Source organism: Nitrospirota bacterium, from assembly GCA_023229435.1.
Lineage (GTDB): Bacteria > Nitrospirota > UBA9217 > UBA9217 > UBA9217 > JALNZF01.
In genome coordinates this window covers 94,166-107,086 of record JALNZF010000001.1, presented here as the reverse complement: position 1 = coordinate 107,086, position 12,921 = coordinate 94,166, and the positions used below count along the sequence as shown (strand labels likewise).

At 53.0% G+C, this 12,921-nt stretch carries 9 protein-coding genes and 1 tRNA gene; 5 read left to right on the top strand and 5 right to left on the bottom strand.

What is annotated here, in order from left to right:
• The first annotated feature begins 64 nt into the window (after positions 1–64).
• Positions 65–736: a response regulator gene (locus tag M0R70_00475; protein ID MCK9417835.1), complete on the top strand. Its 672-nt coding sequence runs from the start codon at positions 65–67 to the stop codon at positions 734–736.
• Between the two features lie 42 nt (positions 737–778).
• Complete coding sequence (locus M0R70_00470; GenBank protein ID MCK9417834.1) at positions 779–2,182, top strand: hypothetical protein; 1,404 nt, start codon at positions 779–781, stop codon at positions 2,180–2,182.
• Positions 2,183–2,242: 60 nt separating this feature from the next.
• Here M0R70_00470 and M0R70_00465 read toward each other — a convergent pair whose 3' ends face one another.
• Both M0R70_00465 and M0R70_00460 read right to left on the bottom strand, forming a co-directional pair.
• Positions 2,243–3,427: an HD domain-containing protein gene (locus M0R70_00465; protein MCK9417833.1), complete on the bottom strand. Its 1,185-nt coding sequence runs from the start codon at positions 3,425–3,427 to the stop codon at positions 2,243–2,245.
• A 53-nt stretch (positions 3,428–3,480) separates the two neighbouring features.
• Positions 3,481–5,748 carry a HEAT repeat domain-containing protein gene (locus M0R70_00460; protein MCK9417832.1) on the bottom strand — a complete coding sequence of 756 codons (2,268 nt, stop codon included), beginning with the start codon at positions 5,746–5,748 and terminating at the stop codon, positions 3,481–3,483.
• Between the two features lie 150 nt (positions 5,749–5,898).
• Here M0R70_00460 and M0R70_00455 point away from each other — a divergent pair.
• A tRNA-Ala gene (locus tag M0R70_00455) sits at positions 5,899–5,974 on the top strand.
• A gap of 332 nt (positions 5,975–6,306) precedes the next feature.
• Here M0R70_00455 and M0R70_00450 read toward each other — a convergent pair.
• Genes M0R70_00450 through M0R70_00440 form a run of 3 tightly spaced genes read right to left on the bottom strand, consistent with a single transcriptional unit; the run spans position 6,307 to position 10,252 of the window.
• Positions 6,307–7,365: a response regulator gene (locus M0R70_00450; protein MCK9417831.1), complete on the bottom strand. Its 1,059-nt coding sequence runs from the start codon at positions 7,363–7,365 to the stop codon at positions 6,307–6,309.
• A gap of 21 nt (positions 7,366–7,386) precedes the next feature.
• Positions 7,387–7,542, bottom strand: coding sequence for a hypothetical protein (locus tag M0R70_00445; GenBank protein MCK9417830.1), 156 nt, complete (start codon positions 7,540–7,542; stop codon positions 7,387–7,389).
• Positions 7,543–7,570: 28 nt separating this feature from the next.
• Entirely contained in the window at positions 7,571–10,252 is a 2,682-nt protein-coding gene (locus M0R70_00440; GenBank protein MCK9417829.1) for a PAS domain S-box protein, read from the bottom strand.
• 445 nt (positions 10,253–10,697) lie between these two features.
• On the opposite strand from M0R70_00440, the gene M0R70_00435 reads away from it, so the two are divergent.
• Entirely contained in the window at positions 10,698–12,098 is a 1,401-nt protein-coding gene (locus tag M0R70_00435) for a M20/M25/M40 family metallo-hydrolase (protein ID MCK9417828.1), read from the top strand.
• 62 nt (positions 12,099–12,160) lie between these two features.
• Positions 12,161–12,889 carry a PilZ domain-containing protein gene (locus M0R70_00430; protein MCK9417827.1) on the top strand — a complete coding sequence of 243 codons (729 nt, stop codon included), beginning with the start codon at positions 12,161–12,163 and terminating at the stop codon, positions 12,887–12,889.
• Positions 12,890–12,921 lie beyond the last annotated feature (32 nt).

The window sequence follows — 12,921 nt, the reverse complement described above, 5'->3', positions numbered from 1 at the left end:
AGTTGTAAGCGACTCTGAGAATGCGTATTCTTGATACTACCAATTATTACAAGGGGGTGTCGCATTGAGAAAAGTGAAGATTAATCTCTTTGACGATGACGTGACTGATCTGAATTTACTCGCTGCAATTCTGTCCCGGAGAAATTACGAGGTACATGTTTTTAATAGGGCGGTTATTTGCCCAATCTCCAGCGACCAGGCAGACAAATGTCCTAATACTAATCCGTGCTCTGATATTATTATAGCCGATAATCAAATGCCAGGCATGTCCGGAGTTGAAATGGTTCGTCTGCAGGCCCAGAGAGGATGTCCGGTTGACTCAAAAAATAAAGCGGTTGCGTCCGTAGATTTTGACAATGAGGCACGGAAGATGATCGAAGGGCTAGGGTGCACATCCTTCAGCAAACCGATTCAATTAAGCAGGCTTTTCGCCTGGCTCGATGACTGCAAAAAACGAATTGATCTGTCAAAACCCGCAGCGATCAAGAGAAAGCACACGCGTTATCCAGCGAACATCGATGTGTTTTATACTTATAGCAGTGACGATAAATTACAAAAAGGAACCGTCCTGAATTTCAGCAACAACGGACTTTGCCTAAAAGTATATACTCATCTTATGGAAAAACAATCTCTGAGAATTAAAACTGAACTGCCCAATGGCTGCGAGAAGGCATCTGTTCAATGGATAAAACAGATAGGCGCCGACTTTTTTCTTACCGGATTGATGGCACAGTAGCAAAACGTAGCTGGTAAAACATTAAAAGCAAATCGTTACGTTATGAACGACATTCAGATAAAAGCAATCTACTCAGTCGCTATCTGGTTTCGATCACTATCCCCCCTGGTCATTATTCTGCTTACCTTTTCCCTTTCCTTCGCCGATGATACCATCGGTATTTCGGGCAAACTTGATCTGCGAGGCGTGAAGAATCTGACCAGCGACAGCGTGAGGGAAGAACCGAGCTTGATCGGGCGGATCAAACTCGACACGCGCCAGTCCGCGTGGCGGTTCCACTCCTGGCTCGAAGGAGGATGGGACGGGACCATGAAGCGTCCGGCGCGGGACAGGAATCTATTCAAGAACTACGATGAAGTCTACCAGAGCAACACGCCTTATCTTGAGTTCAAAGAATTGTATTTTTCCCACACAACTGGGGACATTGAGATTCGGGCCGGTATCCAGCGCTTTGCCTGGGGCAGGCTTGACGAGTACCCGTCGAATGACCTGCTGAACCCCTGGGATTATACGCAGTTCCTGAGAAAACCGCTCGAAGACCGGAAGATCGGCGTGCCGTCGGTCTCTGCGAGCGTTAATACAGGGGACTGGACCTTTGACACGGTCTGGGTCCCGGTCTTCGTTCCCTATCGCCTGCCCCTCCCGAATGAGCGATGGTCGGGCATATCAGAAGCGTTGGCGCTTTCACAGATACCGAATGGCGAGATCGTCCCGGCCGAACCGGACCTGCCGCCGCGGACCATCGCGAACAGCGGCATCGGCCTGCGCGCTCGGCGTGCCGGAGATCTCGAGTGGGCGCTCAATGGTTATCATGGTTACGATCCGAAGCCGGTGTTCAGGACAACCTCGATCGAGATCGTTCCCCTGCCTGGAGCAGTGCTGATCGATCCCGGGTATACACCTGATTTTCACAAGATCACATCACTTGGATTTGATGCGGCAGTGGTAACGGGAGATTGGAGCGTCAGGGCCGAGGCCGCATATATCATGAACCGCTATTTTAATATCCGGCGAGAACTGTGGGGATATCCCGCAATTCCCGCGCCGGGAGCGATTGCCCTGAATCCAATCGAGCAAAAGAGCGACGCGCTTGACTACGGTATCGGCGCGGACTACCGGCTCTTCGAGGACGGGCTCCTGACCATGCAGGCCCAGCAGACGATCATCATCCATCGATTGGATACGTTCTATGAGCGGAGAGCCGAGACCATCCTCTGGGCAAACCTCAAGGCGGGCTGGATGAACCAGAAGATGGAAACAAACGTGAGCATCGCTTGCAACCCGGAGCACGGGGCTACCATGGCTAAAGTGAATGCCTGGTACGTGTTCACGGATTCGTGGAAGGCCGGTATCAGTGTGATCGATCTGAATGGACCGCCGCAGTCAATTTTTGGAAGGTATGCGCAGAATGATCAGGTTGAAGCGGAACTGGTGTATTCCTGGTAGGGAGAGACAGGGGGCAGGGGTCTTAACTCCGCATTCTGCGCTCCGCATTTCGCACTCCCATCACCGCGCTATCATTTTGAGAAACCGGTCAACAACCATCGGATTAAAAGAGGTGCCCTTTCCTTTCATCAGCACGGATACGATCAATTCCAAGGGTTTTGGTTCCTGATAGGAGCGCCGGCTCCTCATCGCATCGAAGACATCTGCGACAGAGATAAACTGGCTCGTAATATTCGGCGTCCATCCGCCCTTGATAGACGGATATCCGTTCCCGTCGAACTTCTGGTGGTGCTCCAATGCCGCGAGGACCGCCAACTTCGGGATTCCCTCGATCCCCATGAGATAGCGCGCGCCCTTGACCGTATGAGTCTCAATGGTCCTCCGCTCTTCCGGAGTGAGCATTCCGGCCTTGCTCAGGATCTCATCCGGGATGAATATCTTTCCGATATCGTGCAAGAGCGACGCGACGCCGATCTGATGCAGGTGCTCACCCGTGAAACCCAGATTCTCCGCAAGGCTCATGGTCAGGATACATACGTTCGTGACATGGGTAAACGTATATTCGTTCACGGACTTGAGCGATGCGAGAAGACCCAGGGGGTTGATCTCCTTCCGAAAACCCTGGATAAACCCCTTGACCATGTCGTCCACACTGCGGACATCGATCTTTTTGTGCAGTTTGGCGCGAAGGTAAAGATCTTTGAGGAGATCGAGTTCCTCACTCGTCAGGGCAAGCAACTCTTGAAGAACCTCCGGAGGGACATCGGGAGCGGAAACAAGGCCGGCATTCGGCACGGCATCCGCCCCGCCAGACGACTGCTGTTCGTCGAGCTTCTTGATCCTGAGTTCCACCTTGCCCAGTTTGATGAACGAGGTAGACCGTATCGAGAGCGTATCCGAAGAGGCGAGCTCCTGAATAAGTGCCCGAAGCTCCTCTTTCGGAAGTCCCGCGGCAAAGGTGATGCGTTCGATCGCCTGCTTTTTCAGTATCCGGATGAAGTTCGTCACATACGACGCGGCTCCCGAAGCCTCGATCGGCCGGTTTTCTGCGACAAGGTCGTTCCCGATGACAAGCAAAGTTATTTCCGGCCTGCTCTGCAGTATTTCCGAAAGCGCAACGTATGCCTTTTCGATGTACAACGCCACCTGGGGATGGATCGCTGAATACAGACCCGTATTCAGTACTGCCGCGGTGAGCTGCGAGATCACCCGCGACAACCCCTCATGCATGTCATTGTCTGCCATATTCCATCCTGTTTGAATCTCAATGGATGCGGAACACACTGCTTATCATGATGCTACTGCTTTTCCCTAAGCTGGCTGCACGTTCGGCGGATCGTGTCATTGTTAAGCTTCTCGCCGATCCTGAGAAGGCCTGCTATTGTATCCCTCGGATATCGGGCGAGCGACGCATAGATAGCTTCCTTCATATGCATGAGACTGGAAGGATAAAGCGACCAGGTCGTGCCGGCAAGTTTTTCAAGTTCAGGCACCGCTCGTGCGTCTCCGATATTCCCGAGTACCCTGATGAGCTCCTCATTCTCGACATAGTCCGTCTCAAAAAGGATGACCCGTTTGATCTTCGACAGGACATCCTCCGTAACATCCCCTATTCGATATTGTCCCGCCAGTACGACAGCCTTATAGGCAAAGTCCGGATCTTTATCATGGATCGCACTTCGAAGCAGGCTAATTGCTCCCGGATCCTTGAATTTCAGAAGCGTGCCGAGCGCTTCGATCCTTACCATCGGATCCTGGTGCCTCAGCAATGGTTTTATTTGAGGGATGGACGCTGCGGTGCCCGCGCGCCCTATTAAAAGGAGCAGATTCCGTACCGTGTGCGCCCGCGGGTCGCGCAGTCGCTTCTCAGCTTCGCGCACGGCCGGTTCACCGAAGAGACACAGCAGGTTAAAAAGAACGCGCCTTCCGCCCACCGTTTCATCATTGCTGAAAATATCCATCAGGCCCGGGATCGTCTCCGGCCCGAGGGCCTGAATCAGTCCGGAAGCCGCCTGTCCCTTTTCCCGCATCCATCGGTCGAATGCGCTCAGCGCCTTGGCGATGAATTCCGGCTCGATAAAGAACTTCCTCGATTCCGCGGCGATCTCCCGTATGCCTTGTATCGGCTTGTCCGTTGAATGCCTGCGGAGCGTCTCTAAAATATCCCAGAGCATCTCGAAATTGCCGGTCTCAAGGAATTGGGGTATGATGGCAACTATTTTTTTTGCGAACTCCTTATAATCCTCTTCATCGATATTTTCTTCTAAAAAAGCGAGAAGCGCCCGGCCGATCTGATAATCCAGATTCTCGTCCTCCAGTGATTGCAAGTGTTCTGTCAGCGAAAACTGTTCAACCGTTGCCTGAGAGGTCTCTGATAATTTCTTGAGCATCGATTGATAGTCATCAGTCACATACTCTTCATACTTTTCACGGTCAAACAGTTTTTGCATATGTTCGGGCTGGAAAACGGGAGCAACAAATCCCTTTGCCGGCTGTTTGCTGTTACCCTGCTGCGAACCGCTCGAGCCTTCGGTATGCGCGTGGGCAAGCTTGCCCACGAGACCCGCAAGCGTCGGCGATATTTCCCTCCCCTCGGCGCTTGCCTGCCCCAGCATCTCGATAACCATATCGTCGGTGAAGCCCCCGATCACCGCTTCGGCCTCTGCGGGAGATCCTGCTCGTGGCGAGATATTTTTGAACGCAACGGACAGAAACTGTTTCCTGAGTTCCGGGTGAAGGTCCTTTAAAAGAGCATTCATGTTCGCAAGTGTCTTTGATTGTTCCTGGGTAATCTGTTTTTTTTCAGCTGTTCCGCGTACATAGGTTGAGATGATCTGGTCATAGCTTTCTATGGCGGCGCTTGCATCCAGCTTGCGTTCATTGAGAAGCCGTGCGAGCTCGGCGGGGTCTATCTGCTCCGCGTCCTTCACCGACACCCCCAGCCCCGGTCCGGCGAGGGTGCCTGCCGAGAGGTGCGTTACAAAATCCTGCCACAGATGTCCGCCTGACTCTTCGCCTCCCCCGGCCCTGGCAGTCGCCTTGAAAATCTCCTGTTCTTCGGTGACGTGGAAACTGCTGTAATCGATGGACTGGATCCTGATATGGGGAATAACAGCCCCGGCTATGACCTGGTTGATCCCGCCCGAAGCCCTGATACCTTCCGGCTTGATGGTAAGGATCCCGTGGAATCGCACGAGTTCGTCCTTTTCCAGACCGCTGAGAAAGGTGACCGATGCGATCCCCTGCTGGCTCATGGAAAGCGCAAAATCCCGATAGACAGGGTTCTTCTGGTCAAGGTAATCCTTGCCGATCAGCAGGGTGTCCTTGGCCACTCCGAGGGTCATCTCGTTTCGGATCTCGAACATTTTCTGGAGAAGCTGGTAGGCACGTTCAATGCTGTTGGCGATCTGAATATGGCCTGGCGGGTAGATGCCCACGTTCTTTCGAGAAATATTCAGCTCGATCACGGCCTCAGTAAGGAGCCGCATATCGAGCGGGACTTCATGCTCGACGCGCTGGGGCGGTGAGGGCTGCGTGTCTTCTTTTTTGTTCTGCGGTTCGCTCATAGGTTTCTTGATATATTATAGATGTTTTTTAATTTATTTTCATACATTCTTCCTGTTTCGTTTGGGTCAAAGTAATTCTGCACTTCGGTGTTTTTTCTTGACAACATAACTTCGTGATGTTAAATTAATCACCTCGTAATGGTAGTGTTCGGGGCTGTAGCTCAGCTGGGAGAGCACAAGGCTGGCAGTCTTGGGGTCAGGGGTTCGATCCCCCTCAGCTCCACCAAAATAAACAAAGCTGGTCATCATTGACCAGCTTTTTTTATTTTTATGAGGGGGATCGAACCAAAGGAAGTTTGAGGGAAAGGATTTCCCTCATGCCTTAGGGGAGTACACGAGGGGACCAGTCCCTTCGTGAAGCGAGCATGCGAAGCGTGTAAGATTCCCCCTCAGCTCCACCAAGAATAAAATAAAAGGGTTGACCGAAAGGTCAGCCCTTTTATTGGTGGAGGGGGAGCGAACCAAGGGAGTTTGAGGGAAAGGACTTTGAAGTTTACTCCGAACTCGCCACTCCGAACTTACCCCCCCCCTCAGCTCCACAAAAAAATCCCTTCATCGTTATTGTTGCCGATCAAATATCTCTTCAAACACGGACGCGGTTTTCTTAAACGCCTCAAGGACAGCGGGATCGAAATGTTCCGGCATGGTCCTTCCGTCGCCTTCCACGATGATTTTCATGGTCTTCTCATGATCTAAAGCCGGTTTGTAGGGCCGTTTGCTCCGCAAGGCGTCATACTGGTCCACCAGCATCACGATCCTTCCCTCGATCGGCGCAGCCTCACCCTTCAGACCATTCGGATACCCCTTGCCGTCCCAGCGTTCATGATGATTCATGGCAATGGACTCGGCCATTTGGAGGATGGCGTGAGGCGAGTTGGTAAGCATCTTCGCCCCGAGAGTAGTATGGGTCTTAATGATATCGAACTCCTCTTTGGTGAGGGCGCCGGGCTTCAAAAGAATGCTGTCCGGTATCGCCACCTTGCCGATGTCATGAAGCACGCTGGCGAGTGATATTGTTTCGATAAAATCCTCGGACAGATCGAGCGCTTTCGCGATCGCTTCGGCAAACCCCCCTATCCGCGAATTATGCAGGCCGGTGTCCGTGTCCCGGTACTCGGCTACCCTGGTCAGGCGAAGGATGATCTCCTCGTTCAGATCCATCAACTCATATGTCTTTTTTCTCACCTCCTCTTCGAGGGCCTGGGTATAATTTTTTTCGAGGGTCTTGAGATTGCGGAACGTGCCCGCCCTGTCGACCGCATGTACGAGATAATCAGGATTGATCGGTTTGGTGATATAATCGAAAATCCCTTTCTTCACGGCATTCACCACTACATCAAACTCGGCATAGGCCGTCATGACCAGAACGGGTATTTCCGGATTAATCTCGTGAATTTTTCCGGCAAGTTCGATCCCGTCCATGCCCGGCATCCTGATGTCCGTCAGCACAATATCCACGTCCGTTTCCCGGAGTTTGTCAAGCGCTGCCTCGGCATTGTCGGCTTTGAGAACCTTATAGTTATGGGCGCTGAGCAGCATGAGAATCGATCCGAGCACGAGCGGGTCATCATCAACGACAAGGATCGTGTGCTTCTTCTGCGTTGCGGCTTGTTCCATGAAAACACCTCCTGGTATCTATTATTTCACCCCATACGGCACACTTCTTACCTTCTTCAAAAGCTTCACCGGATTCAGCGGTTTAAAGATCAGGTGGGCGCCTTCTTCGAGCGACGCCTTCTGCCGAATGATGTCGGGCGCGTATCCGGTGGCAATGATGACCTTCACACCCGGCATTATTGTCCGTATCTCGTCAAAGGCCTCTTTACCGTTTATCTTTCTGGGGAACCATGGTCTCCTCCGCTATCGAAGCGATCAGCGGCAGATATATCCTGAAGGTGGTGCCCTTGCCGGGCTCGCTGGAGAGGTTGATAAAGCCGTCATGCTGTTTGATGATGCCGTACACGACTGCCAGCCCGAGCCCTGTGCCTTTGCCGACCTCCTTGGTCGTGAAGAAGGGGTCGAAGATATGCTTCCGCGTCGCTTCGTCCATTCCCGAGCCGGTGTCAGATACGGTCATCATTGCATACACACCGGGCTTGCCATAGCCATGGGCCGCCATGAAGGCTTCATCCAGATCTACCTGCTCCGTTAAAATCGTGAAGACGCCCCCCCCGGGCATGGAGTCATGTGCGTTCGTGGCGAAGTTCATCAGCACCTGTTCAAGGTGATGTCTGTCGGCAAAAACCATCAACGGATGGTCCGTGACGATTTTCTTACAGGATATATCTTCTCCAATGATCCGCATCAGGAATTTATCGACCTGATTGATCACCTCGTTCAGGTCCACGGCCTTTAACTCGCTTATTTGTTTTCTGCTGAACAGGAGCAGCGATTTCGTGAGTTGCGCTGCCCGGTCCGTAGCCTCGAGGATGTGTTCTACGTTCTGTCTCTGCGGATCGTTCTCCTCCATCTTCATCAGGGTAACATGGCCGTAGCCGATGATCGCGGACAGAATATTGTTGAAATCGTGCGCCACGCCGCCTGCCAGGATGCCGATGGACTCCATCTTCTGGGCCTGAAGAAGCTGGGCCTCAAGCCTGCGTTGCTCGGTGATGTCGCTCCAGACACAGTGGTAAACCGGGTGGCCCGCGATATCAATGAACTGAGCCTTCACATGAATGTTCCGGATCTCTCCCTGACGGGTGCGTTGAAGGGTCTCATAATCGTTCCGTCCTTCGACCATTACTTTTGCCACGCGTTTTCTGGTGTCCTCCGGCTTTTCCTCCGCCTCCAGATCCGCTATGCTCAACCCGGCAAACTCTTCGCGCGAATATCCCAATTGCCTGCAGGCCGTTTCATTGAACTCCAGAAAACGGGTGGTTGTGGGATCAATAATCACAATTCCTTCGGGCGACTGATCGAATAACAGGCGGTAGCGGGTCTCGGCGTTCCGAAGCTCCTCCTCAGCCCGCTTGCGCTCGGTGATGTCCTCAATCATGCAGAGGTGGCGTGGACGGTCTTTATCTTCGACCTTCAGCGGAGAAATCGTCATATTGATCCAGACGGCGGTGCCATCGAGATGAAGATAGCGTTTTTCCATCTGAAATCCGGGTATCTTCCCTGCATTCAATAACGCCATATTATCCAGATCTTCCTTCACATTGTCAGGATGCGTGATGCTCATCCAGTCGATATTCAGCATTTGTTCCCTGGTCCAGCCCGCGATCTTTGCAAACATGAAATTCACTTCATGGATATGTCCGTTCAGGGAATCGATCACCGCAATGCCCAGGGGCGCTTCATTAAATATGGTCTTGAACCGGTCCTCGCTGTTCCGCAGTTCCTGCTCGGAGTAATTCCGCTCGGTAATATCAATTATAATTGCAAAGAATACTCTCTTGCCGTCTTCCGGGTGCAGCTGAAGATGGACCTCGACGGGATACTCGGTGCCGTTCTTCCTTCTATGGATTGTTTCAAAACGGAGCCTTTCCCTATCCTGCGTCATCAGCGGCCGGATCTTGGCCCTGAACGCCGCCTCGGTGAATTCCGGCTTGATATCAACCGGCGTCATGCTGGTCATTTCGGATAAAGTATATCCGAGGTTCTTCAGCGCGCCCTGGTTGAGGTATTCGAATTTCAGCGTTTCGGAATCAAAGACATAGATCTCGTTCAAGCTCTTTTCGATGATGTTCAAGAGCCTGAATTGCCCGCGCTCCGCAAGTTTGCGGTTCTCGATCTCCCTCTGCAAATTCCCGACAGCGGTGTAAGAGTCCCTCAGTTTCGCTGCCATTTTGTTGCTGGCGTCGGCCAGTTCAGCCAGCTCGTTGTTTCCTTGTATCTGGATGCGATGTTCCAGGTCCCCTTCCCCGAGGATCGCAACGCCCTGTTCCAGTTCCGCGATCCCTTTTGACAATATCCTGCTGATGAGCGCTAAGTTTGCTACTACGATGGCAATACCGCCGAACACGGATAATACGATGATAAAGACCGCCCGGTTCCGTGCCGACAGCTCGTTCTTTTCCGCTGATTCATACAGCCTCGTGATGTCGTTGGTCAGTGCATAGGCCTTCATAAAGACCTGGCCGAGGATGATCTTCTCCGCTTCCCCGGAGAGAAGAGCGCTCTCCATCCGGCCCCGGTATTTGGCCCGGTTCTCCATGACCTGTGAAAAAGCGGAGAACGTCACATTGAAATCATCTCGCGCCTCCTTGATCGTTGCCCGATCATCGCTGTTCAGGAACCTTCCCTCGGCCAGATCCAGCAACTTTCTGAGCTCTTCTGTCTTTGCCAGCCATTGCGTCCGTGCCCGGTCCTCATGGCGCAACAAATAATCGTCACGCAATATAATGCGTTCGAACGCGAGCTTCCGCATTTCCGACACCAGGTCCTTGTCCCGGTTCGCATTCGATACTTCCCGGAACGACCAGACGAGAAAAAGAACGATGAACAGGGCGAGACCCAGGGCAATACCAGTAGTGATCCTCAGCCTTGTTTTGATTTTCATGGTTCCCTCGCTTTACCGGATCATTATGACAGCTTCGGGTTTGATTGCCTTAAGTCCGGGGGATGACAATTCTAACTGCTCGTTTTTTCGTCATTCCCGCGAACGCGGGAATCCAGTCTTTGTTAACAATTCTTGTGCTTTCAACGTTTTCAAGAAATATCCATAAATTAAGGTTAATTTTATTCTGACGTTACAGGATGTTCAGTAGATAGCTTATAGCCCCAGAAATTTGCCCGATAAATCTAAAGGAGTTAGCCCTGTAACAGTCGCATAATATTTTTTTCTATTATTGTATCATAATTATCAACAGGTATGGGAAAGGAGCGCCAAAACGGTATATTTATAAGGATTTTCTCTGCGAATTTCCATCATAATTGCTTTTACCGGGGAATTCGAGTAGAATCGGGTTTGTTTACGTTTACCTGGATACATTCGGGAGCCGACCATGACCAGCCTTAACGCGACTCAACCCGCGCTCGATCATTTCACCACGCATAAAGCCGAACACCTGAACGCCCTCAAAGAACTCGTCCGCATACCAAGCATCAGTTTCCCCGGATTTGACCCGGCCCCGGTGAAACAGTGCGCAGGGGCCGTCGCAGCACTCCTGACAAAAAGTGGCCTGGCTGATGTGCGCATCCTGGAGATGGGTGCAGGCTATCCCGCCGTTTTCGGCCAATGGTCCGGCGCGACGGGCAAGCCCACCGTCCTGCTGTACGCTCACTACGATGTCCAGCCTACTGGCCGCGAAGACCTCTGGACCACTCCGCCCTTCGAACCATCCGAGCGCAAAGGCCGGCTTTACGGCAGAGGGACATCCGATGACAAGGGAGGCGTTGTGATGTATTCCGCGGCGATCGCTTCGTATCTTGCCTCGATCAAGAGTCTGCCGGTCAACGTCAAGGTCCTGATCGAAGGCGAAGAAGAGGTGGGGTCAACGAACCTGAACACGCTGCTTGAGCAACACCGGGGGCTTTTGTCCGCTGACGTGGTCGTGATCGCCGACAGCGAGAATTTCGACAGCGGCATCCCGTCGCTCACCGCGTCGCTCAGGGGCATCGTGACCGTGAACGTGGAGGTACGTTCGCTTGCGGCAAGCGTCCATTCAGGCACCTGGGGCGGCCCGCTGCCCGATCCGGTGCTCGCCCTTGCAAAAATGCTTGCGTCTCTCGTGGACGATCAGGGAAAACCCGCCATTCCCGGAATCATGGACAAGGTGCGTGCCCGGACGCCGCAAGAGCAGACAGACCTGAAGAACCTTCCCTTTTCGGAATCCACCTACCGGAAACAGTCGAGACTCCTTGAACGAGTGAAGATCATCGGCGGCGAAGGACCGCTCTACGGTAAAATGTGGCATCAGCCGTCCATCGCCGTCAATGCGATCGAGGCGAGCAGCCGCAAACAGGCCGCCAACATCATCAACGACTCTGCCTGGGCGCGTGTCGGCATCCGCACGGTCCCCGACATGGACCCTGAGGAAACGCTCGGACTTCTCACGGAGCATCTGCTGAAACAGGCCCCCTGGGGGGTACAGGTAACGATCGAGCCCGAGACGCCCTCCCGATGGTGGAAAACCGATACGGGCGGTCCCGCATTTAGTGCCGCGCGGATGGCCCTCGAAAAGGGCTATGGCGAAAAACCCGCGGTGGTGGGCGCCGGCGGATCGATCCCGTTCGTCCAGACCATCACCGACGCCCTCGGCGGGGCGCCCGCCCTGCTCTTCGGCGTCGGTGATCCCTACTCCGCGGCCCATTCGGAAGACGAAAGCATGCTGATCTCTGATTGGGAAAAGGGCTGCCGCAGTCTTATCCTGCTTTTATCGGAGTTTGCCGAACTGAAATGTTGACATCGGAGCCCATCCATGCTTTAATTTGAATTAAGGTCTCCATGTGCTGAAGGGAGTTGTTCATGTCAGCTAAAAAACAGGTCCTCATAATCTGCCATACTGCGGCGGGTCAGATGTATCTGGGCGTTCTCATGAACCGTATCTGGTTCACCCCCGTTCTTGCCACGACCACGGATGAGGCGATCCGACTTGCCCGGAAGGATTCATTCGCTCTCGTGTTATTTGACGGTGACCTGGCAGAGCCCGATCTCTTTACCGCCATCACCCTGCTCAGGACGGACCCCACGCTCAAAGAACTGCCGCTGGTCGTTTTTATAACCGATGATTTTACCGGAAAGAACCAGAAGCTGCTGGACCTTGGATGCACGGCTGTGCTGACGAAACCGCTGGACCTGGCAATCATGTACGGAGTGCTGGCGCGTCTCAGCGGACAGCCGAGGAACACTCCGCGCATCACCGTCAAAATGCGCGTGCACGTGGAAATAGAGGAAGGAACACCGGAAAATGTGCTGGCCAGTGTGAACATGTCGGAAAGCGGCTTGTATCTTCGGACCCTTCAACCGTTGCCGGAAGGTACGTTCATTCACATCAGGTTTACGCTCCCCCATGATACCGAAACAATAACTCTGTCGGCGGAAGTGGTCCGGACCTTGCCGCTCGGCACCCAGTTCGAGTGCGAACCGGGCATGGGTCTCCGTTTTGTCGACGTCCCGGAAGGCACGCTGCTGAAGATCAGAAATTTCATTCAATGGGAATTGACAGGCGACCTGGAATGGAATTCGAACCTCTGAACGTAAAACGGATGTTTGAAGGGTTGGACCTG